The organism is Thalassotalea montiporae, assembly GCF_053485855.1.
Genome location: NZ_JBQRUO010000008.1, coordinates 37,548 through 63,433, shown reverse-complemented (window position 1 = coordinate 63,433; position 25,886 = coordinate 37,548). Strand labels below are relative to the sequence as shown.

Below are 25,886 nucleotides of genomic sequence, written 5' to 3'. Positions count from 1 at the left end.
ACTGCAGACGGTCAACCGTTTGTTTAAGTGTTAACGTTAACCCTATTTACCCTACGTCCATTAGTAGTTATCTAATAACTAACCGGTTAAATAGTTTTACTTTAATTGGACATTTATCCGCAGTCGCTTCAATAAGTTAAAACACTGCACCTCATACAATTTGGAAAAAGGAGTAGCACTTCAATGTGTTCGATCTTTGGTATTCTTGATATTAAAACTAGTGCGTCGGCACTTCGCCCTACAGCATTAGAATGTTCTCGTCTTTTACGTCATCGCGGCCCAGACTGGTCTGGCATTTACACTAGCGACAATGCAATTTTAGTGCACGAACGTTTAGCCATTGTTGATACTGAGCACGGCGCTCAGCCACTGTATAACGAAGATAAAACACACGTTTTAGCGGTTAACGGTGAAATTTATAACCACAAAGCACTTGCTGCGAGTTTAACGGTTGATTACGAATTCCAAACGCATTCTGACTGTGAAGTTATTTTACCGCTGTACAAGGAATTCGGCGCAGAGTTTATTGACAAGCTACAAGGCATGTTCGCTTTTTGTTTATACGATGAAAAAGCGGATCGCTACATTATCGCTCGCGATCACATTGGTATTATCCCGCTTTACACAGGCTTTGATGAAGACGGTAACTTCTATGTTGCCTCTGAAATGAAATCATTAATGTCGGTTTGTAAAACAGTTAAAGAATTCCCTCCAGGCCATGTGCTAGACAGCAAAACTGGCGAATTGCGCAAATACTTTAAGCGCAACTGGATGCAATATGATGCGATTAAAGACAACCACACCAGCAAAGAAAAACTGCGCACGGCGCTTGAAGACTCAGTAAAAAGTCACTTAATGACCGACGTACCATACGGTGTCTTACTATCAGGTGGTTTAGATTCATCACTGGTGTCTGCGATTACGCAAAAATACGCCTCACGCCGTATTGAAGAAAACGACTTATCTGAGGCTTGGTGGCCAAAAGTTCACTCGTTTGCCTGTGGTTTAGAAGGCTCACCTGACTTAATCGCCGCGCAAAAAGTTGCCGATGCGATTGGCACGGTTCACCACAATGTTGTGTTTACAGAGCAAGAAGGTATCGACGCGTTAAAAGAAGTGATTTATCACCTCGAAACATACGATGTTACGACTGTTCGCGCTTCAACACCGATGTACTTAATGGCGCGTAAAATTAAAGCCATGGGCATTAAAATGGTACTTTCTGGCGAAGGTGCTGATGAAATCTTTGGCGGTTACTTATACTTCCACAAAGCACCAAACGCACAAGAATTCCATGAAGAGCTACTGCGTAAGTTAGACAAATTACATATGTTTGATTGCTTACGAGCGAACAAATCAATGTCGGCTTGGGGTATTGAAGCTCGCGTACCATTCTTGGATAAGAACTTCCTTGATGTGGCGATGCGCATTAACCCAGAAGACAAAATGTGTGGCGGCGGTAAAATGGAGAAAAGCATTTTACGTGAATCGTTTGAAGGCTACTTGCCAGAAGAAATTCTATGGCGCCAAAAAGAGCAGTTCTCTGACGGTGTTGGCTACTCGTGGATTGATGGTTTAAAAGAATATGTTGAATCACAAGTGAGCGATCAACAATTAGCAAACGCGGAATTCAAGTTCCCAGTTAACACACCAGACACCAAGGAAGCTTACTTCTATCGCACTGTGTTTGAAGAGAAATTCCCGCTAGAAAGCGCCGCGAAATGTGTGCCGGGTGGTAAATCAGTTGCCTGCTCTACGCCGCAAGCGCTGGCTTGGGATGAAGCATTCCAAAACATGGCTGATCCATCAGGTCGTGCCGTACAGTCAGTACATAACGACAGTTACTAGCTAACGTTATAAATCGATTGTTATCAACAATTAAAAGGCGCTACTGTACTTAACAGATAGCGCCTTAATTTTATTAAACCGTTTAAATAAGATTATTTACACTTGTCAGTTAATTTTTAGTGAAAATTAATTTAAAGTAGTGACATCTAAGCCATAAACCCCGTAAAACAGTTAGGATCTCCTGTTTTGACTAACCCAATCGACGATAATATTCCAAGTATTAAGCCTGATCTTGATCAGGTTGAAGCCTACCGCAGTACAAAAAAACCAAGCAAAGCGGGTTCATCACCTTCGCCAAGCGCACCGACAGAGCCAAGCCAACCTGCGCCAAAGAAAAGCTCTGCTTTAGGTATTTTAAATAACCTCATCATTTACGGTGTGATTGCAGCTGGTGGTTATTGGGCATTTCAACAAGATGTAAAACGCGAGCAGGAGCTTATTTCCGCTGAGAATCGTATTCTTGATTTAGAGCGCCAACTATCGGCAACTGATGAAGAAATGGGTGAATCAACGGTTGCGATGCGCGCGAAACTCGAAGGATTGATTGAAAAGACCGATAAGCTATGGAGTGAGATGGACAAGCTGTGGGCATCGGCGTGGCGTAAAAACCAATCACAGATTAAAGAACTACGCTCTAAAACTATCAAAACCGATAATAAGCTAACTGAAACCAATACAGAAATCTTAACCAATAAAACAGCGATTATTGAGCTAGGCGATAAGCAAAGCGCAACGGCATTTAATATTAATGCGCTTACCGATCAACTAGGGAAGGCTCAGTCGGTTAAACAAGAAATCGAAAAGCTTGCTAGTCAGTTATCCAGTTTAGAAAACAAATCATCGAGTCGCGATCAACAACAAATAGAATTAGCCACTATGGTTGCTGAGCTTGATACATCAGTAAAGCTATTGATTGAGCGTATGGAAAGACCGGCATCGGCTGGCGCTTCAACAACCAAATCACCGGCTACGCCAACACCTGCGCAATAGCATCAAGCATTTCAACCAAACTCAAATAACACAAATAAAAATGCCAATCAGATGATTGGCATTTTTACTTATAAGAACTTTGGCAGAATCGATAAACTACAACCAGTAATTTAGCTGTACGGACAATAAATGAACGTTAGTATCATAGTCAGCGGTTAAATTAGCGTTGGTTATACGCTGATCTTGCACATTGTATTCAAATTCATTGATGCTAGTGTCTTTCATCCACATATAGCCATAGGCTAAATCTAACGTCCAATCACTATTGAGTTGCCAATTGCCACCAATCGTCCACCAAATTCGATCATCAGTTGGAATACGTGCAGTTCTTCGCTCTTGTGGAATTGGGCTAGTGTCATATGCCACACCCGTTTTCAATTTAATCTTAGGCGACCACTGGTAGGTTACTCCTAGCGCTAATGCAAAAGTGTCTTCCCACTTTTCTGGTATATAAGCAATGTAGCCTTCTTCATTTAAGTCAGCTTCTGTTACTTGAGAAATAGGGCCAGTTTCTTGTTCGCTAATAATGCTGATATTGTCAAACTCACTCCAATCCATCCATTGCAATGATGCTTGCAGCGATATTTCAGGAGACAAGACTTGGTTAACACTAATTGAAAAATTTTGTGGCAGGGTTAAGTCCATTTGCGCCGCTTCTTTTTCAAGCGGTGACGAACCCAATAAGCCAGTGTTTAAATCAACGGCTGGTAACTCTGGAGCAACGACAAATAAATCATCACGCCCGCCAGCGGCTGCGCCAACAATAGGCACATTAGTAATTTCAAAATCGTTTGCTAAGGTCAAATCAATCGCCGAGTTGTAAACAAAAGCGATACTGGTTTCACGACTTGGCTGCCATAGTGCTCCTAATGTGGCACTAACTGCCCAGTCGCTGCTATCTAGCTCATATTGAATATCGCAGTAGTTACTGTTGTGAACATCACCTAACCCCAGTGGAGCATAGGCAGCATTAATAAAGTCTGCATTTTCACAAAGGCCACCGATATCTTTAAAGGCGGTTAAGCGCCCTTCGGCATACGAAACGCTAATACCAAGGCCTACCGAGAACTGCTCGGAAACTTGATACGCGAGTGTTGGCTGTAAACTGATAATGGTTAGTTCAGTGTCTTGTGCGAAGTTTCGGCCGATAAAGTTTTCGTCGTAAGTACTTGAAATTGCGGCAGGAGCATATAGACCTACACCCCATGCCCATTCATCGTTAATCGGTGAGGCATAAAATGCATATGGCACCACCTCACTAATATCAAAGTCACCGCTGGTTTCTCCAGAAACAGGCTGACCAAGTACGTTGGTGGCCGACACATTAGAATATTCAGACTGACCAAAGATATAACCACCACCGATGGATAAGCTAGCACCTGGCAGTTTTGTTAACCCAGCAGGATTGGAATACAAGATAGAAGCATCTTCAACTACCGCACCACGCCCTGCATAAGCATTGCCCATGCTACTAGTTGATTGTTCATAAATTTTAAAGCCTGCGGCTTGGGTAATTTGAGAAAATGAAGATGAAAGAAGAAGAGAACTAATAATTATTGATAATTTTTTATACTGCATAAATTGTTGTAATACTGTTGTAATGCAATTTCATCTTATATCTGATGAATAATATTTCAAACAACTATTTATACTATTTGAACGATAATTAATATTTACGAACAATATGTAGCCACATTGTATTTTCGTTATTCAAGCTCATTCGACAAAGTATATTACTAGCAAGTAAAGATTATTTTTTATGCTTTATAAACAACACATTATTGTATATTAAATACACTCATCTTTATTTTTAGTGAACTCTAGGAACTACAAAATTAATGCGTGAAATCTTTAAATTAAATGGGCAATTACAACGTAAATGAGTTATTAAAAATGTAGTTACAAGTTTAAACTTGTTCAATTTTTATGCATAAAACATACTGTAAATCGAATATTTATTCATCAACCGCATTAAGAAAATCAAAGTGAGAAAGCCTAAAAAGAGATAACCTCAAGTGAGGTAAACTAGGGTGTAGGATTTATGGTTAGCTGCTGAAAGTAATAAGTGCACTCATGAATTGTAATTGGGTTAATTTAAACCCTTGATATCGCTATGTCGAGCAGGGTTTAAGCCCCAGCTTTGCGTAAAACTGAGACTTAAAGGGGATTAGTAAAGCTTAGCGATTACTAATCTTTACTAGATAAGCGTGATGATTCACTTATAACGCATCAACAATATCTTTAACCAGTTTTGGCCCCTCATAGATAAAGCCAGTATAGACTTGAACCAACGAAGCGCCTGCGGCAAGCTTTTCTTTGGCATCTTCAGCTGATTGAATACCACCAACACCAATAATAGGTAACTGCCCTTCTAAAGCTTGCGCCAATTGCTTAATAACAATCGTGCTTTGCTCTTTGACTGGAGCGCCGCTTAAACCGCCTTGCTCATCGCCATGTGGCAAATGCGCTACTTTATCGCGAGCAAGCGTGGTATTAGTCGCAATGACCGCATCAATATTATTCGCTTTTAAGCAGTCAGCAATACCCTCAACTTCTTCTTGCGTTAAATCTGGCGCAATTTTTACTGCAACTGGTACATATTTACCGTATTGGTCAGCAAGCGATTTTTGCTCGACTTTTAAGGCCGCAAGTAACTCATTCAATGCTTCACCGTATTGTAATGAGCGTAAACCTGGCGTATTTGGCGAAGAAATATTAACGGTAATATAACTGGCGTAGTCATACACCTTACGCATACAGTGAATGTAATCATCTTTCGCATTTTCTTCTGGGGTATCTTTATTTTTACCAATATTAATACCCAAAACGCCTTTGAAATTAGCTTTTCGCACTTGCTCTACTAGGTAATCAACGCCTTTGTTGTTAAAACCCATACGATTAATCACAGCATTAGCTTCTTCTAATCGAAAGATGCGTGGTTTAGGGTTACCCGGTTGAGGTCTAGGCGTAATCGTACCAATTTCTACAAAACCAAAGCCCATCTCAGCAAAGGCTTGAATACATTCGCCGTTTTTATCAAGACCGGCAGATAAACCTACCGGGTTAGGAAAGCGAATGCCCATCACTTCCACTGGCTTATCTTGCAAGGTTTGTTTGTATACGGCTTTTAATGGTGAATTTCCGGTTACATGCAACCCTTTGATAGTGAAGTTGTGAATAGCTTCTGGATCAAATTGAAACATCATCTTTCGAATCGCCGAATACAACATGGTTTTCCTCTTGTTTAAGTTATGAGTTAAGTTATGAGTTAAGTTATGAATTAAATACAAAAAGTCCCTGCTTAACAGGGACTTTAATAGATTAACTTGGCTTACGCCGCGCTATGTAAACTTAGTAACATTAATTCTCTTAATGCCACTGAGAACTTAGCAAATTCATGCGTTGGCGACATTCTAAAGTCAGCCAAGATATGACGCCAGCGCTCAAGTGGTTGCGCGCTCTGTTCAAACCACTGCTCAAGCAATTCATCTGAGTTTTTGCTCTTAGCATCTACTTTCAAAGCGACAATAGTAATAGCTCGCTGCTGCCAGTCAAGCTCTTCTCTAAATGACGCTCTTGCCAATGCTTGCCAATGGTTAGCAACAGGCTGTGCAGTGATTTGGTCTAAGAACCAGTGCAGGTCTAATCGGTCACCAAGCTTGAAGTAAAGCTCTGCAACAAACTCAATCGAACGACCATCAATTGCAGCAATCTCTGCAATATCCATTACGGAGAACAAGGTGCTTAGCTGTGAAATACGCTTAGCTGTTTTCTTCGGCACACCTGATTTAACTAAACCAGACTCAACGTGTACTAACTGCTCTACCTCATCAGCAGCCATGTATTTACTTAAGTTTTTCGCTAACGCATCAAACGTTGGGCGATAGAAATCAATCGCTTGTTGAATATCCATGCCCTTGTCACGGTGTCTCAAGAACCAGCGCGTTGCGCGGCGAACATTGCGACGCAGTTGGAACAACATTTCAGTTTGCACAGACGTTTCAATTTTGTTGTCTAACGCTGCAATGTCTTGCCATACTGCGCCCATTTCAAAAACTTCACTTGCCATGGTGTAGCAATTAGCAACTTCAGCAACGCTTGCGCCAGTTTCTTCCTGCATACGGTTTACGAAGTTAAAGCCCATGTCGTTGCCAAGCTTGTTAGCAAGTTTAGTGGCAATAATTTCAGCGCGTAGCGGGTGATCTTGCATTTGCGCGCTGTATTTTTCTTGTAACAGACCAGGGAATGCACCAATCAGTAAGCGATCGTGATATGGGTTACTAGTGATTTCTTCACAAACTAAATCTTCTTTTAATACCATTTTGCTGTAAGCAAGTAGTACTGAAAGCTCTGGACGAGTCAGGCCGTTGCCTTGCGCAAGACGCTCAGCAATTTCGTCATCATTTGGAATAAACTCTAAAGCGCGGTCTAATTTGCCATCACGCTCTAATTCATGAATAAAGCGAGTTTGCTCTTTTAGTTGATCAGCGCCGCGCATTGCCGTAATAGATAACGAGTGAGTTTGGTCGTAACAGTCTTTCAACACGATTTCTGATACTTCATCAGTCATGTCATAAAGTAACTTGTTACGCTGTTTAACAGTCAAGTCACCACTTTGTACTAAACCGTTAAGTAGAATTTTGATGTTTACTTCGTTATCCGAACAATCTACACCACCAACGTTATCAACAGAGTCGGCATTAATTCGGCCACCATTAGCTGCGTATTCAATACGGCCAAGCTGAGTTAAACCTAAGTTACCACCTTCACCTACCACTTTGGCTTGTAGCTCGCTGCCGTTGATTCGTAATGCGTCGTTAGCACGGTCACCCACTTCTAAATGAGTCTCGCTACTTCCTTTAACATAAGTACCGATACCACCATTCCAAAGTAGATCTACCTTCATTTTTAAAATGGCTTTAATTAAGTCGTTCGGCGCCATGCTTTGCTTTTGTGTGCCGATCATTTTCTTAATTTGAGGTGTAAGTTTGATTGATTTTGCCGCGCGGCTGAAAATACCACCACCTTCAGAAATCAACTCTTTGTTGTAATCTTCCCACGTACAACCTGGCATGTTGAACAAGCGCTCACGCTCTTTGTAAGTCGGTGCTGCAACAGGATCTGGGTCGATAAAGATATGCATATGGTTAAACGCAGCTTGTAAGCGAATATGCTTAGATAACAGCATACCGTTACCAAATACATCACCTGCCATGTCACCGACACCAATCGCTGTAAAATCAGTTGTTTGGCAGTCAATATCCATTTCGCGGAAGTGACGCTTAACCGATTCCCACGCACCTTTTGCAGTAATACCCATGCCTTTATGGTCGTAACCGACACTACCACCTGAAGCAAAGGCATCACCCATCCAGAAGTTGTACTCATCAGAGATACCGTTAGCGATATCAGAGAAGGTTGCAGTACCTTTGTCTGCTGCAACGACTAAATACGGGTCATCTTCGTCATGGCGAACAACATCAATTGGCGGAATAATATCGCCCTTGATGATGTTGTCTGTGATGTCTAATAAACCGCGAATGAAGGTTTTATAACACTCTTGACCCGCTTCAAAGATTTCTTGCCGTGTACCACCTAGTGGTAGTTGTTTACAAACAAAACCACCTTTCGCACCAACAGGTACAATCACAGTGTTTTTAACTTGCTGTGCTTTTACTAAGCCTAATACCTCCGTACGGAAGTCTTCGCGGCGATCAGACCAACGCAAGCCACCACGAGCCACTTTACCACCGCGTAAGTGAACACCTTCAACTTGTGGTGAGTAAACGAAAATCTCAAATTTAGGCATAGGTAGCGGCATTTCTGAGATTTCTTCAGGTAAAATTTTGAACGAGATATAAGACTTTTCTTGCTCACTCGCATTTTTCTGGAAGTAGTTTGTTCGAATGGTCGCATTAATCATTTCAACGAAACGACGAATAATACGATCATCGTCAAGGTTAGCGACGTTATCTAGTGACTGTTCAATGTCATCAAGTACCTTGTTAACTGCCTTTTCAGTGCGCTTTGCACTCGGGCTAAAGCGCAAGTTAAACAGCTTAACCAATAGTTCAGCTAAGTTAGGATAACGAGCAAAGGTGTCTTCCACATAACTTTGGCTAAATGTACCGCCAATTTGGCGCTCATATTTAGCAAAAGCACGAATGATTGATACTTCACGACCCGCTAGCCCTGCACCAAGAATCAAACGGTTGAAGCCATCATCTTCTAACTGTCCTGCCCATACTTTTGCAAAAGCGTCTTGGAACAACATCTGAACCTGTTCTAAGTTGAAAGCACGATCGCCAGTTAGCAACATAGAAAAGTCTAGAATCCAACAAGTTTCACCGTCTGCAGTACGAATGGCATAAGGGCTTTCACCGATAACACGTAAACCAAAGTTTTCCAACATAGGTAGCACGTCCGACAAATGCAACGGCTCACCTTTGTGGAATAGTTTTAATTTAACAAAACGGCTACCCGACTTTTCTTCTTGTGGTTGGTAGAACAGCATCTCTAGTGGACAGCTTTCACATACCGATTCTAATTTCTCGATATCAACAATCGCTGTACCTGGCATCACTTCATCTTTATAAGATTGCGGGAATGCAGAATATTTGCGGCTTAATGCCTTGCCAACCGACTCACCTTTATGAGAATTCAACAAGGCCGATAATTTGTCATCCCAACTGCGGGCCGCTTCATTCAAGTTCTTTTCAATTTCTTTCACGTTGATATCTGCTTTTGTGTGATCGACACGGACAATGTAGTGAGTTCTTGCTTGTACTGATTCTGAGAAGTAAGTGTTAAATTCAACCTCTTCTTTGCTGCCAAAAGCATCACTTAATAGCTGCTGCGTTTGAATTCTTAGTTTTGTGTTGTAACGCTCTCTTGGTACATACACCATGCATGAATAGAAACGAGAGAAAGCGTCACGGCGCACAAACAAGCCAGTATAATCACGCTCTTGCATCTGCAAGATGCCTTTTACGTTTTGCAATAACTCAGCAACGCTTGATTGCAAAATTTCATCGCGTGGATAGGTTTCTAAAATATTGATCAGTGTTTTATATGCGTGTGAACCTGGAGCAAAACCTGATAATTCACATACACCAGCAACTTTTGACTTAATTAACGGTAAATCTAACGCACTATTAGTGTAGTAGGCTGAGCCGAATAGCCCGATAAAGCGTTCTTCACCAACAACGTTACCTTTTGCATCAAAGCGCTTAATACCGATGTAATCTAAGTGGGCTGGACGGTGGACACGTGAACGTGAATTCGTTTTTGTTAAAATAAGTAAGCTATCACCTAGCGCAACTTCTCTAGCGGTTTCGCTTAACGTTGAGATCAAGCGTTGTTCAGTGCCTTTTGAGTTTTTCATCAAGCCGAGGCTTGAGTCGACATTAGCTGCAAGCGCCATGTCCCCTTTTAACGTTTTAATGTCGTAAGAGCGATAGCCCATCAAGGTAAAATGATTGTTTGCGATCCACTCTAAAAACTCTAATGAATCTTGCTTTTCTTGATCAGAGCAAGGCACTTTCGCCTTTTTAACATCAGCTACAACTGATTGCAGCTTTTTCAACATTGGTTGCCAATCAGAAACAGTTAAAGAAATGTCGCTGACAACTGAATGTAAGTCTTCAGCGATCGCAGTAAGCACCGCGCTGTCGTCTTGGCGATCAATCTCGATAAAGAATACGGTCTCAACTTTGCTGCCTCTAAGCTTCTTATCTACTGAAGCGCCAAGTTGTTTAATTTGGTTTTTCGCGTCACGCACTACTTGCATTGGCGTGTTAATCATTAAGTGCGGTGATACGCCTTGACGATTTAGTGCAATTCTTAACGAATCTACTAAAAACGGCATATCTGCGACGATAACTTCGATAATCGTATGGCTTGATTTCCAGCCATGTTTAGCCACTTCTGGGTTAAACACTTTGATCACTGGGCTATCATCTTGATGGCCGTTTAATGAATTCCATAAACTCATAGTGGCACCATACATGTCACTATCATTACGGTTGGCAAGGTCAGTGGTGGAGATATTACCGTAAAGTAAATGAGCGAATTGCTCGACTAGGCCTGCTGTTTCTGCTGGGACTTTTTGTTGAATAGATTGAGCTACGTTTGTTAATAAAACTGAGGGTAAACCGTCTACGAACGCCATGTCGCTTTCCTTTTGGATAAAACGAATTGAGTAATTGTTGTGTTTTTTAAAGTACTTTTTACTTATTCGAAGGTTATCCCTCATGGCTAATATTATTGTAATTTTAGGGCGCTAAGCGGCATAAACTTACGAAAAAGCAAGCAAATTGTACTTTATTCAGCCTATTCTGTTCAGCATAGACCAATGGCGCGAATTTTATTAATAAATTTAAGGTATTGCGAGCTATTTTTTAGAGCTATAACTCACTCTCGGAGTAATTTGGATAAGGGCTTGATTGGCGAGTAATTGTTTATTCAATGTCTGTAAATAGAAAATGGCCTTTCGGCCATTTTCGTGGTTATTTATGCAGGCAAATATTTATCAGATATTTGCCTCATTTATCGTGCATAAAATTATTTTTTAGCGGCTTTTTTCTCTGGCCATAAGTAAGCGGCTATTGCTGGTAACACAATAATTGCGGCTAACATATTTACCAAGAACATAAAGGTTAACAAAATACCCATGTCTACTTGGAATTTAAGTGCAGAGAAGAACCAAGTAGAAACACCAATTGCAAGTGTAATACCGGTTAGTAATACCGCGTTGCCACGCTCTTGTAAGGCAGTTAAGTAAGCTTTCTTAACACTATCGCCTTCGCGTAAACGCAGACTCATGGTTGATAAGATATAGATACCATAGTCAACACCAATACCAACACCAAGTGCGATTACCGGTAACGTTGAAACCGTTAGACCAATATCAAGCGCTGTCATTAAACCTTGCGCCAAAGTTGATACGATATAAAGCGGTAACACAACAGAGATGGTTGCACGAACACTCTTGAAGCTCACTAAACAAAGTAAGATAACAGCGCCGTATACGTATAACATCATCGGCAGTTGCGCGGCTTCTACAGCTTCGTTGGTTGCAGCCATTACACCTACTGGGCCAGATGCTAACTTAAACGTTAGTTGATCTGTATTTAGCTCCTCAGCAACTTCCTTCACTCTGTTAACGACACGATTAATGGTTTCTGCTTTGTGATCTTCCAAGAATAGAATCACTGGCATCACACTACAGTCGCGATTTAGTAAACCACTGGTTGTCGGCACGTTGGCAATCGATTGAACGAGTGTTTGTTGATTACGCGGAATAACACGCCACTTTGGATTACCTTCATTGTAACCAGCGTTAACGATTTTCGATACCGCCGCTAAACTTGCTGCCGACTGCACACCTTCAACATTCTGCAAGTGCCATTGGAAGCGATCGATGACTTCTAATGTTTCAAACGAAGTACAAGCATCTGGTTGGGTTTCAACAATCACTGACATGTAATCAACACTAATTGCGTATCGATCAGTAATTAAGAAGGTATCTTGGTTGTAGCGAGAATCTTCATGAAGCGCTGGTGCACCGGCGTGCAACTCACCAATTTTCATGTTTTGTGCGTGGTATAAACCAAAGGCATATAAACCTGCAACAATCGCTAAAATAATCGTCGCTGGACCACGTGTTGCGAACTTCGCCATCATGTGCCAAACGTCGTTACTATTCGACTTTTTCTTAGCGTTAGCTTCTGGCTGTTTAGCCCCCTCTAATTTCATGTAAGAAATCAAAACAGGTAATAACACCAAGTTAGTTAGGATGATCATCGCAACACCAAGTGATGCAGTAATCGCTAGCTCGCGAATAATACCAATATCAATCGACAGTAAGGTAATGAAGCCTATGGTGTCTGATAGTAACGCAACACCGCCTGGAATTAATAACGCGCGGAAGCTGTTTTGAGCGCCCTGCTTACAGCTAATACCTGATTCAACCTGCTTAACAACAGAGTTAATCATTTGCACAGCATGACTCACACCTATAGCAAACACTAGGAATGGTACAAGAATCGACATTGGGTCAATACCAAAGCCAAGGCTCGCTAACATACCCATTTGCCAAATTACAGCAACTAGTGAACAAACAATGGTTAATAACGTAAGGCTAATAGAGCGACAGAAGAAGAATACCATTACCGCAGTGATCGCAATTGCAATGGCAAAGAAAGTAACAACATTTTTAGCGCCATTGGCTACATCGCCAACCATTTTTGCGAAACCAATAACGTGTATAGACACTTTATCACTTTCGTATTTAGCGCGAATATCGTTTTCTAATTGCTCTGCAATTTTCAACGTATCTAACGGTTCGCCTGTGTTCGGGTCAATTTCCATTAGTGTTGCGGTAACCATGGCACAGCTGTAATCATCAGCGACGATTCTGCCTACGATACCGGCTTTTTCAATGTTAGCCTTTACAACCGCCATACCTTTTTCATCGCTTGGCTTAAAGCTCGCAGGAATTACTGGACCACCAGAGAAACCATCTTCGACTACTTCAACAAAGCGGGTGCTTGGTGAGTAAAGTGACTTTACTTGAATACGATCAACGCCAGGAATGAAGAACAGTTGATCATGTACACCTTTTAAGGCGTTAAAGAAAGGTTCGTTAAAAATATCACCGTCAACATCACACACTGAGATAAGTACATTGTTTGCCCCACCAAAATCTTTTTGGTGTTTCAGGTAGGTTTGCATGTATTGGTGGTTAAGTGGAATATTTTTGGTAAACGCAGCATCTAGTTTTAGGTGCGTCGCTTGGTATAAAAGCACAAAAGTCGTAATCACGAATAGTGCTAAGACGAATGCTCGGTGACGGAAAATACCGATTTCAATTTTATTGATTGCTGAATTAATACTCATAAACACTACTTCGCGATTGTTATTGTTCTAACACCATCTTCAGAAACGGCAACTAGACGATTGTTAAACCAGACACCAGCGATAAGTGACTTACCATCTGGCTGTGACCAAGCTACGAACTTTTGACCATCGTCTTCACTCACTAATAATGCACCACCATTACCTAACAGTAGTAAGCGATCATCATCAGTTAACACGATATCGTTAATCAGTGCTGTGGAATCTGTCGGAATATGTTGCCATGGGGTACCATTTCTCAGGCTTCTAAAAACATTGCCCCTTAGACCAGCGGCAAGTAAATTTCCTTGCTGCGTTCGCTCGATATCGAAAAATGAGCCTTCATAAATAGGATCGAATTGCTGCCAGTTTTGGCCAAAATCATTACTTTTTGCGATTAGGCCAATTTCACCAACGAGATATGATGTGCGACCATCCATGACCATTTTATTAAAGTGCGGTAAAATACTGCCTCGCTCGTCAAGGTAGGCTTCCTCGTCCTCCATCTTGAGCTCATTGAGGTACTCAACGTCTTCTTCTGGTAAAAATTCGCCGTGAAATTCTTCTACCCAGTTTTTACCGCCATCAGTTGTGCGATAAAACAAACCATAGGCACCAATAGCAACACCGTTGTTCTGATCTTTAAATACAACATCAAGCAAAGGCTTTTGCTTTTCAGGTAGGTATTGCTGAATAGTCCAAGTAGCACCGCCATCAGTAGTGGCTAATATGGTTGCATCGTAACCAACAGCCCAACCATGATCTTCATCGGCAAAAGTGACCGCAGTTAGTGTTGATTGCACCGGCACCGCTTGTTGTTGCCAGTTTTCGCCATCAGTAGAAAGGAGTACGTGCCCTCTCTCGCCCACAGCAACTAACTGTCCTTGTTGTATTTGGTGAATATCTAATAGTAGAGATTTACTCGCTAGAGGAGCTTGTATCGCAGGCATAGGCTCGGTAACAGCATAAACCTTTGTCGCTAATGCGCAGCATAGTGCCGCTGCAAATACATTCTTCATTCCTAAAACCACGCTTTCTTTCTAGTTATAAACAAAAACGGCTGGCCCGGTGCCAGCCGCTCATCGCTAATCGAATTTGATTAACGACGTCCTTCTCGTCTTAAGGCTGCAGGTGTAAACACCTTGTCTTTCAGCTTAACACTGAAGTCATACATGGACTCTTCGTTATCTAAGCCAATTGCGATATAACGGCGAGCTTGCAAGTCATGGAAAACTTCCAATGTAGTCCATTGTGTTGGCACTTCATAGTAGTTTATACCATGAGCGATACCCACTCTGTACAATTCATCTCGGTTATCATAAATATCAGTAACCGCTACTTGCCAGCTATCTTCGTCAATGTAGAACACACGTTTCTTGTAGATATGACGTGTATCATCTTTCAAGTTAGCTTCTACCACCCATACACGGTGTTTTTCATAGCGCACTAGATCTTTGTTGATATGACCAGGCTGAAGAATGTCATCATACTTTAGGCTGTCACTGTGTAAGCGGTAATCATTGTATGGAATAAGTAATTCCTGCTTACCTTTCAAAGTCCAGTTGTAGCGGTTTGGTGCGCCGTTGTACATATCGAAATCATCGGTTGTACGCAAGCCATCTGACGCTGTACCTGGTGCATCATAAGCAACGTTTGGTGCACGACGTACACGACGTTGACCAGTGTTGTATGTCCACGCTTGGCGAGGCGTTCTAATTTGGTCCATGGTTTCATGAACAAGCAATGCGGTACCGGCGATACGTGCTGGCTTATTTACCTTTTGCTTAAACTTGAAAACGATATTAGATTCTTCAAGCTCTGCTGGTGTTGCACCTTCCTCGTGGTAGGTAAACATCAACTGTTGGTCAAAACCGATGTAGGTGTAATCACCACTTGCCGTAGGACCCGCTTGACCCGCCTTGTTCTGCATAGAAACACCACGGTAACGCAAGATGTGGTTCCAAATAGCCTCTAAACCATTTTGCGGCATTGGGAATGGAATACCAACAGCACCATTAGCAATACCGTTACCGCCTGTTACTAACTCAGTGCGCGATGCGTTGTTAATTGACTCATCATAAACATGTTGTGGATATGATGCAGAGCGACGCGTTTGATAAACATTCATTTTGAATGTTTCCGGGTATGTTTCAAATAGTTTAATTTGACCCGGCGTTAACAAATCTTTGTACTCGCTCATGTTTTGAGCGGTAACTGTGTACAGAACTTTATCGTCTGGGTACGGATCTGGGTGATGATCACCTGGCTTGTAACCAGCTGGCCATTCTGTAATACCCCCTGTCCACTCAGGAATAGAACCGTCTTCGTTAGCGCCGCGCACTGCCCCCATCGGTGTAAACTCTGTTTTTAGCTTGGCAGCTTCGTCTGCCGAAACCTTGGCAAACACTGACGTGCTGCTCACCGCAAGCGATACGGCTAAAGATAATAAGGTGAGTTTTTTCATTATCATTACTTCCTTAAATTGAATACTTAACGCTAAACGAAATAAAGTCGCGATCTTCAAGAATGTTAGTCGTGCCTACGCCGCCAAAGAAGGCATTGTAACCAAAACTACCAGACCAACGGTTTTGATAATCAAAGTCGAGACTAAATGCTACAGACTTGCGATCTTCAATAAACATAAACAATGGATCAGGCGTGATACCTTCAACATCATGAGAAAATACGATACGTGGTGAAACGTTGATACCCGCGAATACGTTATTGAAATCAAGCTTCAATAGCGCTCGATAACCCCATGAAAACTCATCTGGGAACGGGTTGGTTTCAACACCATCTTGAACGGCAAGTTCTAAACCTTCAATACCTGCGATACCGCCATTTCTTGCTGTACCAGGACCATTTAAGCGCAGTACATCTTCATCCGGCATATCGTTGATATTAACACCACCAACTTCAAGTAAACCAGTTACCTGATCCGCGCCCATCATAGGACCGAACAAGTGAGTTAAGGTAAATTGTGCTTGTAACGTGTCCGATAAAATGAAGCCGTCAGCACGCTCGCCTGGTGCAAAAATATCCATCTGCGAAATACCGTTCAGATCCGGACGAATACCTGCGTTGGCTAACTGCTGAGGCATCGCAGCAAATAATAACTCTACGTCATCAATTTGCAGTGGCTCATCTTGACGGTAGCTTACTTCACCCGCGACCGCGGTAGCACCTACTGTTGTATTAAAGCTAAATGCGTATAGTTGAATATCTTCTGGGTAGTCTAATTCTACTTTAGAGAAACCACGCAAATCAGCGTAATTATCATAGGTAATTTGGTTTTGTGCGATAAAGGCTAAATCAGCACCAATAGCAGGAGCCGTAAAGTCAGCAACAACACCTGAGAATAATGGACGACGGCTATGGTAGTTCATGTAGTACAAACTAACCTCAGAGTCATTTAGCTCAGGCAGGAACCATGAAAGGCGTAAACCGTATTGACCGCCATTGTCGGGACGTACAAGCGACTCGTTACCTGGTGCTTTTAGCGTTAATCTTGTACCGTGCGCTAGGTAAATTCCTGCAGCTGCCGCAGCTACTGCTGGGTCACCGCTGCGTAGTGCATCGCCTAAGCCATTTAGGTTACCGATTAAGTAATCAAGATCCATATCTGGGTTGCTTGCGAAGTTCAACTGAACGTTGTTGAAGTGACCGCCGTCACCCGCAAAATCGTTACCCGCGAAGTAGCTACCCGCTGCTGGTATTACGGTTTTTTCCCAGTCGTACTGGTAAAAAGCTTCAATGTTGAAGTTTTCAGTTACGCCTAATGAACCCCATACTGCGCCAAACGGGATGAAAGCTTCTTTTAATTCTGCGCCGGGCGCTCTTAAACGAGCAATATCCACTGGGTTCAATTCACTAATACCATGCGGAATTAGTGCACTCTCACCCCAACTAATAACCTGTTGACCAACACGAATTGAGAATGGCATTTCGCCAATATCGAAATCGCCGTAGAAGAAGGCATCAAGAATACGGAAGTCACTACAAACTTGCTCTTCCGCGATAGAGTCACGACAAGGATCGTCGGTACGGCCAGTTAAGGTATTTGTCCATGCTCTATCTTCGTCCGACATTTCAAAATCGTAGAAGTATAGGCCACGAATGAACACACCCATGTTATCTCTGCGAATATCTAGCTCATGCGTGCCTTTGAAAATGGTAGAGAATGCATCACCAGCATCAAAGTTAAGGTTTGCATTGTCACTATTTGACGAGTACTTACCTTCACCATTCCAGACATCAGCACCACTTGGTACTGGGTTAAATGCTGGATGGTAACTGCTAAAATCAAATCCATTGTTCACGTTGTTTGGTTTACTGACGTGATTTGCCCAGTCGCGATTTTCAACGCGAATACTGGTACCTAATGAAAATGTTGAGTCAAAGGTAATTTCAAAATCACCTAATTCAAATATTGCGGCATTAACGCTTGGTGTAATAGATACTGCTAAAGCAGCAGCAACGCTTAGCGCGATTGGTTTCTTAAAAAAAGATATACGAGGGCTATGTTTCATTCAATCTCTCCCCAGTCCTGAAACAAAGTATTATCTACTTTTTATAAATTCTTATTGTTCTAGTGCTTGTTGTTTTTTTGCTCACGATTCTTGTGCGCAAAACCATAATTGCATCATTTATCAGAACAGGCAAGCGCAAATATTTTTCCTAAATACACTTATTTTTAAAGACTTACAGACTGGCTTTCACAATAACCAAATCAATGTTTAAAACACCTGTTTTAAACAAAAGCAATTAGATGGACTGACCACTTTGTGGGCTTTGCACTGTCTACCACCTACTAAAAGAAACAATGCTACTTCGAACAAATAAATGCCACGCCTTGTTTAAAGTATATACTCTACGAAATTCTATTTGATTGAAAATAATTTGTTCAAACAAGTGTTTTCCAGTTACAGGCGCCTATTAACTTGACGTTAAATTGAACACTAAATCACTGTCGTAAAAGGCTTTCGCAGCATTTTGTGGGTAATATTGAATGCTGTGTATAGTGACAATTAACCTAGTGAATATAAAAACTGTTTGAAATATATACTCTAAGACTCAGTTTTTATTTACTACAAGGTGGTAAAGAGAAATAGTGATTTATATTCAAACGCTTAGAATATTTGACGAATGATATAGCGGTTTAGCTCGCTAAATTAGGAGGTGTAAGAGTCTTAAGCTTATATCAGCGCTAAACGTTCAATAATGATTTGTTAAAGAATGAATTTGCTTTGAATGGCTACGTTAGATGGTGGCTTCAAGACGTTAATTAGCAAGCTAGTGAAAAATGAAAGCAGCCATGAGCCAACAGACTGCTTTTCGTTTTGAGTTTGCTACTCGCCAATTTTATATTGTGCTTACTCAAGGCTGATTAAAAGCTAAGACACTTTGGTTAGCGATACAAATTTATTGTTCTGAGTTTCCAGACAGAACATACCAAATACACCACTTGGCGTCATAAACTTGCGCAAATGCATTGCCGGAAATTGAATGCGCTGTCCGTTAGTTGCAAATGCTACAACGGTAGACGCTTGACCGCGGTAATAAGGCATCACATCATCCGCTGACATAGATACCTTGAAATAATACTTCACACTAAACTTCCCATATCTATTTAGTGTTGCGGTAATGCTGCGTTCAACTTTTCAGTAATATCACGCGATAATTCAGCTTGAGCGGCAATAAGCTCCAATGCTTTGATCATCAATTCACTGTGGTGTTCATCAAACGCTTTAAACTGGATTAACGGTGTGATCAAACGAGAAGCGACTTGTGGGTTAATCTTGTCCATGGCGATAATTTGCTCGGCAAGGAATTGATAGCCTTTACCTTGCGCATCATGAAAATATCGCGCATTTTGCATAGCGAACGCACCAATTAGCGAGCGTGCCCGATTTGGATTGGTCAGCGCAAAATCGTCGCGCGCCATTAGCTGCTCTAACCGCTCAAAAATCGTATCAGCTTGCATATTCGCTTGAAGACTAAACCACTTGTCCATCACTAAGGTGTCTTCTAGCCATGTTTGCTCGAATTGCGACAATACCTTGTCGCCAACTTCTAGCGGAGCATGCCTCACAGCACTTTGCAGCGCACCAAGCTTGCTAGTCATCTCTTTGGCTTGCGTAAACTGTTGTTCAATTATGTGATGGTACTTAGGTAACATACTTAAATAACTTAAACAGGTGTTTGCTAAAGAGCGAGCAGCGACCTGCTTGCCTTCTGCGCTGTCGTTTGTATGGTCGCCTGTGTTGCCGTCCGTTTTCTGTAGTAATTGTTCGCTCGTTTGATAAAGCCCAATTAAATTTTCTTCAAATTGTTGAGCAATAAATAATTTCAATTGCTCAACTGCGTTTAACAACTGTTGCGGGTTAACTTTATTTAAACCAGAGACGAGCTCATCAAAAGACGGCAGCGTTAGCATTAGCGCCTTAAATTCGTCATCATAATCAGCTTTCATCACCGCTGCCATCATTCGCGTGATTGACTCGCTAGGTTTAGCAGTTTGATTTGCCAGCAAGAATGCAACTTCCTGTGCCATGATCTTTTGACCGGCATCCCAGATACAGAAACTGTTGTCCCCCAGCTCGATGATTGACAGTAACTCCTCAACCGACTGTTCAAAATGTACTTTTACTGGCGCAGAAAAATCACCAAGCAGCGCAACAATAGGTTGATTGCTAGCATCAAACTGCCATGTTTGTTGTGTATCAGTTAATTCCAATAATTGTTTCGTTATTTGTTTGGTAACAGGGTCAATCAATTCAATGTTAATTGGAATATGCAAGTGGCGTTTTTCAGGTTGCGCTTCACTCGGCGGAGTATGCTGTACAATGGTTAGCTTGAACTTATTAAGCTCTGTATCGAATTGCTGCGTTACTGTGAGCTCAGGTGTACCTGATTGACTGTACCAGCGTTTAAATAAGGATAAATCTTTGCCATTTGCGTCTGCCATCGCATCGACAAAATCGTCACAAGTCACTGCCATGCCGTCAAAACGTTTAAAGTACAAATCCATCCCTTGTCTAAAGCCTTGTTGACCTAGCAAGGTATGTAACATGCGAATCACTTCACTGCCCTTTTCATAAACCGTTAAGGTGTAGAAATTATTCATTTCCATCACTTTTTCAGGGCGAATTGGGTGCGACATAGGTCCGGCGTCCTCAGCAAACTGTTGAGCCCGCAATAACTTAACATTTTGTATACGCGTTACCGCACTTGAGTGCATGTCAGCACTAAACTGCTGATCTCTAAATACCGTTAACCCTTCTTTTAAACTTAACTGAAACCAATCACGGCAAGTAACGCGGTTACCTGTCCAGTTATGGAAATACTCGTGTGCAATTACCGCTTCAATATTAAAGAAGTCTGTATCGGTAGCGCTGTCTTTATCTGCTAGCACGTATTTGCTATTAAATACGTTCAGCCCTTTATTTTCCATCGCGCCCATATTGAAGAAGTCAACGGCGACAATCATGTATATGTCTAGGTCGTACTCCAAACCAAAAACTTGCTCGTCCCATGCCATCGAACGTTTCAATGAGTCCATTGCATGAACCGCTTTGTGCTTGTTGCCACGATCAACAAAAATTTCCAAGGCAACACTGCGGCCAGACTGAGTCACAAATTCATCTTTGAGTAAATCAAAATCTCCCGCGACCAGTGCGAACAAATAGCAAGGTTTACGGAATGGATCGTGCCATGTCACAAAGTGCTTACCATTGGCAAGTTCGCCACGCTCAACTGAATTTCCGTTAGCCAGTAAGTACGGGTATGCCGCTTTGTCAGCAATCACCTTAGTGGTAAAAATTGCCATCACATCAGGGCGATCTAAATAATAAGTAATGCGCCTAAAACCCTCTGCTTCACATTGCGTACAAAACGCACCACCAGATTTGTACAAGCCTTCAAGTGCGGTATTGTTAGCAGGATCAATTTCAGTGACTAGTTCTAACGTAAATTCATCAGGTACATTGAAGATGGTAAGCTGCTGTTCAGTTTGTGCAAAAGCATCACTTGTTAGTTGCTCACCATTAATTTTCGCGCTAACGAGCTTAAGATGCTCACCATCTAAAATGAGCTGGCTTTGTTCCAAGTTCGCCTTTTTGACAGCAAGCGTGTTAGTGACACGAGTGTGATGGTCATCAAGTTCGACCGTTAAATTGACGGTATCAATGGTAAAGTCTGACGGTAAATAGTCAGCTAAATATTTTGCAGTAAACTCTGACATAGCTTGTCTCGAAATGTGTTTTTAGTAACTTACGAAAAATTCAAATAAAAAGCCTGCTCGAAGCAGGCCTTTACAAATTAAAATAGATAATTATTCATGCTAGCGCCATTGACGCTAGGCAGGCTGCTCAGACATTTTATTCATTTTAAAGCCAGCGTAACCATAAATAATCGCTAGTATTGGGTTAATAATATTAAAGAAGCAGTAAAAAATATACTCATAAGAACCTAATGCCAATGCCCCCATCATAAATGCACCACAAGTATTCCATGGGATCAGTGGCGAAGTGATAGTGCCTGAATCTTCTAGTGTTCTGCTTAACGTCGTTGGATGGAAGCCTCTGCGTTCATATTCTTCTTTATACATGCGACCAGGCATGACTATTGCCATATACTGATCGGCGGTAATTAGGTTGGTACCGATACAGGTAGCCACTGTGCTGGCAATCAAACTACCTGTTGATTTAGCCGCGGCTAAAATGGCATCAACAAAGCGACGTAACATCCCCAAATGTTCTAACACTGCGCCAAAGCTCAACGCCGTCATCACTAGCCAGATGGTGTTAAGCATGCTTGACATACCCCCACGGCTTAACAGTTCATCAATGTTGGCATTACCAGTATCGACGGTTACACCATCAAAAAATGCTGTCCAAACCACCATAATGGTTGCCTTGACGCCTTGAACGCCCTCGGCGGCCATAGTCGCGATTAACTCTTGTTGAAAAATCACTGCCCACACAGCACCAATTAAAGCACCTACCGATACGGCAGGGAACGCTGGCATTTTTTTGTAGGCTAATGTTAATAACACAGCTAACGGGATAAGGTTTAACGCTGAAATATTGTAAGTCGCTTCAAGCGTAGAAGTTAGCGTAGTTATGCTGTCAGTATTGCCTGTACCCTGCCCTGAATGATCAAAACCAATAATTAAAAATAGAATTAACGCTATAGTAATTGAAGGCACCGTTGTCCAAAGCATATTGCGAATATGGGCAAATAGCTCAGTACCTGCTACCGCTGGTGCCAAGTTTGTTGTTTCAGATAATGGCGACAACTTATCACCAAAATAGGCACCAGAAATTACCGCACCAGCAGTTACAGCGGTCGACATTTCAAAACCAGTTGCTATCCCAATAAAGGCAACACCGACAGTGGCTGCAGTAGTCCATGAACTACCAATACTCATGGCGACAATACCACACACCACACAGGCTGCAGCATAGAACCAACTGGGATCAATAATTTGTAGACCAAAATAAACCAGCGTTGGTACGGTACCCGATAATAACCAAGTACCAATAAGCGAACCAACGGCTAACAAAATCAGAACCGCACTGAGCGACAATGAAATACCGTTAACAATGGCTTTTTCAATAGAGTGCCAATCAAAACCATTTTTCAAGCCAATGATGATCGCAATACCCATTGCGATTAATAAGGCTATTTGGTTGGGACCATAAGACGAGTTATCACCAAAATAAACTACTGCGGTAGAAAGCATGGCAATCAGTGCAATTATCGGAATAAATGCATCCAGCATGCTCGGGATTCTAGGCTGCGAATCAAGAGGTTGTGACATTATTTATATAAACCCTGAAATAATTATTATATTCGCCGGGGCGGCGAGATGTATTAATCTGCCTAGACAAGTCGGTGACTGCAAGACATTTATTAAAGCAATTATACTAAAATTTGTTTGGTGGGATAACCTCTTCGCAATAACTATTCGCTTTCGTTGTATAAAAATCTAAACACTAGAGCGGCATGTGTAGCTGGTAACAAGGAACGAACAAAGAAAAACGCCATCTAGCTAACCGCTAAATGGCGTTTTATTCGTTAGACTGCGCTTTGCTGTTATTGAGTGACTTTGTTTTTTACCACTTTTCCCAATGCAACTAAATCGTAGGTGATTTTCGCCGCTTCATCTAAGAAAGGATCGATTTCATCAAGCTCATCAGGTAAATCGTCTAGGCTTTCTACCGTTTTTAGCCCCAGCATCGTTAAACGTTCATTTGCTCTGACGAGCTGTTTAGCTTTACGCGCTTCACGTTTTTCTTTACGTGCAACTAGATTAAGCGAAATCGACTTGTCGTCTTTCTCTTGCTTGTATTCTTCAATATCACTTAGCAAGTAGCTAAATTCAGCATTCGCTTTAATACGCTCTTGGTGTAATGAGTCAAGATATGAAACATCGGTGGTAATATCATCAAGCATTCGATATTTTGCTTTGGCGATCTGGTCCCAAGGCAGTGCATTTTCTTCTTTACTCTCGCCCCACTCCGCAGGATCAATTGCCGAAGGGAATAAGATGTCAGGCGTTACACCACGGTGTTGCGTTGAACCACCGTTAATGCGATAAAACTTAGCGATCGTGAACTGAATGCTACCAAACGGCTTATCAAACAAATCATATACTCGACCTAGCCCACGGTGCTGTTGCACAGTGCCCTTGCCAAAGGTTTGTTCACCGACAATAACACCACGACCATAGTCTTGAATTGCAGCAGAGAATATTTCGCTAGCAGATGCACTGTAGCGATCGACCATGACAGTTAACGGGCCATCATAATAGCTAAAACCATCGCGATCACTGTTGACTTGCACACGATTCGCACCATCGCGTACTTGAACAACTGGTCCCTTGTCGATAAACAAGCCGGTTAATAACGTCGCTTCCGTTAACGAACCACCGCCATTACCGCGTAAATCAACAATAACGCCCTCGACTTTCTCAGACTTGAGCTTTTCAAGTTCTTTTTTCACATCACGTGATAAATTGTTGTAAAAGCTAGGAATAGTGATAACGCCAAGCTTCTTACCACTTTGTTCTAAATCATGCTCGTAATAAACTTCAGACTTAGCTGCTCTGTCTTCTAACTTAATTTTATCTCGAACAATTGAGACAACTTTAATATTCGATGAATCATCTGAGTCGCCAGGCAGTACTTGTAAACGAACATTACTACCTTTTGGCCCTTTGATTAAGTCAACAACATCATCTAAGCGCCAGCCAATCACATCAACAAAATCGTCTTGGTCTTGTGCAACACCAACAATGCGATCTTTAGGCTTTAGTTCGTTTGATTTATCGGCTGGGCCGCCATTCACAATGCTTTGAATAACTGTGTAGTCTTCTTCTGCACGCAACACAGCACCGATACCTTCAAGTGAAAGGTTCATCTCCATTTGGAAACGTTCAGCATTGCGTGGTGATAAATAAGAAGTGTGAGGCTCAACAACACGAGCAAAGCTATTCATCACAATTTGGAAAACATCTTCGCTTTCACTTTGCTTTAAGCGACGGATAGCATAGCGGTATCGTTTACCGAGAATTTCTTGGATTTTTTCCCATTCTTTGCCAGCAAGCGTTAAGTTCAAGGCATCATACTTTACTTTTTGACGCCAAAGTTCATTCAGCTCTTCAACGCTCTGCGGTGCGGCGGCATCTTCGCGGTCATAGGCATAAACTTCATCAACCGTGAAGTCGAATGGCTTTTCTAGCAATGTCAGAGCGTACTCATAACGCTCTAAACGACGTTGCAGATTAAGGTTATAAATTTCATAAGCAATATCAAGCTTGCCACGAGCAATCACTTGATCAAAATCATCGCGGTACTTGGCAAATTTTTCGATATCAGACGCTAGAAAAACATTCTTAGCGTAATCAAGTTGCTTGATATAGCGGTCGAAAATCTGCTCAGAGAGCAGATCGTCAACTTTTATTTGCTTATAATGGGCACGGGTAAATTGTGCCGTAATGCGCTTACTGGCGGTAGCGTGTTGGCTTTCAGGTTTTAACGTTGGAAGAGCGTCAGGTTCTTGAACCTTTTCTGCCATTACATTGGCAGAAAATGCTAGCGATATGGCAAGTGCTATACGACAAAATTTTTGCATGCCAGTTACCTCAT

13 protein-coding genes are annotated in these 25,886 nt (G+C 41.9%); 2 read left to right on the top strand and 11 right to left on the bottom strand.

The features are described from left to right. The first annotated feature begins 183 nt into the window (after positions 1 to 183). Together asnB and ACSLUR_RS17365 are read left to right on the top strand one after the other, a co-directional pair. The gene (gene asnB, locus ACSLUR_RS17370; RefSeq protein WP_448556580.1) at positions 184 to 1,848 is read left to right on the top strand and encodes an asparagine synthase B; all 1,665 of its coding nucleotides are present in this window, start codon (positions 184 to 186) and stop codon (positions 1,846 to 1,848) included. Between the two features lie 186 nt (positions 1,849 to 2,034). Continuing rightward, positions 2,035 to 2,838, top strand: a complete 804-nt coding sequence (locus ACSLUR_RS17365; RefSeq protein WP_448556579.1) for a hypothetical protein — start codon at positions 2,035 to 2,037, stop codon at positions 2,836 to 2,838. 96 nt (positions 2,839 to 2,934) lie between these two features. Here the strand turns inward: ACSLUR_RS17365 and ACSLUR_RS17360 are convergent, their stop codons facing one another. The 11 genes from ACSLUR_RS17360 to prc all read right to left on the bottom strand — a co-directional run bounded on the left by ACSLUR_RS17360 (position 2,935) and on the right by prc (position 25,872). Further along, on the bottom strand, positions 2,935 to 4,416 hold the full coding sequence (locus ACSLUR_RS17360; RefSeq protein WP_448556578.1) for an OmpP1/FadL family transporter: 1,482 nt from the start codon (positions 4,414 to 4,416) through the stop codon (positions 2,935 to 2,937). Positions 4,417 to 5,057: 641 nt separating this feature from the next. Beyond that, positions 5,058 to 6,068 (bottom strand): quinone-dependent dihydroorotate dehydrogenase, encoded by a 1,011-nt coding sequence (gene pyrD, locus ACSLUR_RS17355; RefSeq protein WP_448556577.1) that lies wholly within the window; start codon positions 6,066 to 6,068, stop codon positions 5,058 to 5,060. 101 nt (positions 6,069 to 6,169) lie between these two features. After that, positions 6,170 to 11,008: an NAD-glutamate dehydrogenase gene (locus ACSLUR_RS17350; RefSeq protein ID WP_448556576.1), complete on the bottom strand. Its 4,839-nt coding sequence runs from the start codon at positions 11,006 to 11,008 to the stop codon at positions 6,170 to 6,172. Positions 11,009 to 11,400: 392 nt separating this feature from the next. After that, the gene (locus ACSLUR_RS17345) at positions 11,401 to 13,737 is read right to left on the bottom strand and encodes an efflux RND transporter permease subunit (RefSeq protein ID WP_448556575.1); all 2,337 of its coding nucleotides are present in this window, start codon (positions 13,735 to 13,737) and stop codon (positions 11,401 to 11,403) included. 5 nt (positions 13,738 to 13,742) lie between these two features. Further along, on the bottom strand, positions 13,743 to 14,753 hold the full coding sequence (locus ACSLUR_RS17340) for a WD40/YVTN/BNR-like repeat-containing protein (RefSeq protein ID WP_448556574.1): 1,011 nt from the start codon (positions 14,751 to 14,753) through the stop codon (positions 13,743 to 13,745). Positions 14,754 to 14,833: 80 nt separating this feature from the next. After that, positions 14,834 to 16,201 carry a DUF1329 domain-containing protein gene (locus tag ACSLUR_RS17335; RefSeq protein WP_116018253.1) on the bottom strand — a complete coding sequence of 456 codons (1,368 nt, stop codon included), beginning with the start codon at positions 16,199 to 16,201 and terminating at the stop codon, positions 14,834 to 14,836. Between the two features lie 10 nt (positions 16,202 to 16,211). Next, positions 16,212 to 18,263 (bottom strand): DUF1302 domain-containing protein, encoded by a 2,052-nt coding sequence (locus ACSLUR_RS17330; protein ID WP_448556573.1) that lies wholly within the window; start codon positions 18,261 to 18,263, stop codon positions 16,212 to 16,214. A gap of 864 nt (positions 18,264 to 19,127) precedes the next feature. After that, a complete protein-coding gene (locus ACSLUR_RS17325; RefSeq protein ID WP_116013704.1) occupies positions 19,128 to 19,343 on the bottom strand; it encodes a DUF2835 domain-containing protein in 216 nt (71 codons plus the stop codon). A 20-nt stretch (positions 19,344 to 19,363) separates the two neighbouring features. After that, entirely contained in the window at positions 19,364 to 21,976 is a 2,613-nt protein-coding gene (gene pepN / locus ACSLUR_RS17320) for an aminopeptidase N (protein WP_448556572.1), read from the bottom strand. Between the two features lie 114 nt (positions 21,977 to 22,090). After that, positions 22,091 to 23,557: a Na+/H+ antiporter NhaC gene (gene nhaC, locus ACSLUR_RS17315; protein WP_448556571.1), complete on the bottom strand. Its 1,467-nt coding sequence runs from the start codon at positions 23,555 to 23,557 to the stop codon at positions 22,091 to 22,093. 275 nt (positions 23,558 to 23,832) lie between these two features. Next, the gene (prc, locus tag ACSLUR_RS17310; RefSeq protein ID WP_448556570.1) at positions 23,833 to 25,872 is read right to left on the bottom strand and encodes a carboxy terminal-processing peptidase; all 2,040 of its coding nucleotides are present in this window, start codon (positions 25,870 to 25,872) and stop codon (positions 23,833 to 23,835) included. Positions 25,873 to 25,886 lie beyond the last annotated feature (14 nt).

What these genes read in the sequence shown, in the direction of transcription:
- pepN (WP_448556572.1), bottom strand. Translation starts at nt 21,976, where the DNA reads ATGTCAGAGTTTACTGCAAAATATTTAGCTGACTATTTACCGTCAGAC.
- ACSLUR_RS17350 (WP_448556576.1), bottom strand. Translation starts at nt 11,008, where the DNA reads ATGGCGTTCGTAGACGGTTTACCCTCAGTTTTATTAACAAACGTAGCT.
- pyrD (WP_448556577.1), bottom strand. Translation starts at nt 6,068, where the DNA reads ATGTTGTATTCGGCGATTCGAAAGATGATGTTTCAATTTGATCCAGAA.
- ACSLUR_RS17330 (WP_448556573.1), bottom strand. Translation starts at nt 18,263, where the DNA reads ATGAAACATAGCCCTCGTATATCTTTTTTTAAGAAACCAATCGCGCTA.
- ACSLUR_RS17360 (WP_448556578.1), bottom strand. Translation starts at nt 4,416, where the DNA reads ATGCAGTATAAAAAATTATCAATAATTATTAGTTCTCTTCTTCTTTCA.
- prc (WP_448556570.1), bottom strand. Translation starts at nt 25,872, where the DNA reads ATGCAAAAATTTTGTCGTATAGCACTTGCCATATCGCTAGCATTTTCT.
- nhaC (WP_448556571.1), bottom strand. Translation starts at nt 23,557, where the DNA reads ATGTCACAACCTCTTGATTCGCAGCCTAGAATCCCGAGCATGCTGGAT.
- asnB (WP_448556580.1), top strand. Translation starts at nt 184, where the DNA reads ATGTGTTCGATCTTTGGTATTCTTGATATTAAAACTAGTGCGTCGGCA.
- ACSLUR_RS17340 (WP_448556574.1), bottom strand. Translation starts at nt 14,753, where the DNA reads ATGAAGAATGTATTTGCAGCGGCACTATGCTGCGCATTAGCGACAAAG.
- ACSLUR_RS17345 (WP_448556575.1), bottom strand. Translation starts at nt 13,737, where the DNA reads ATGAGTATTAATTCAGCAATCAATAAAATTGAAATCGGTATTTTCCGT.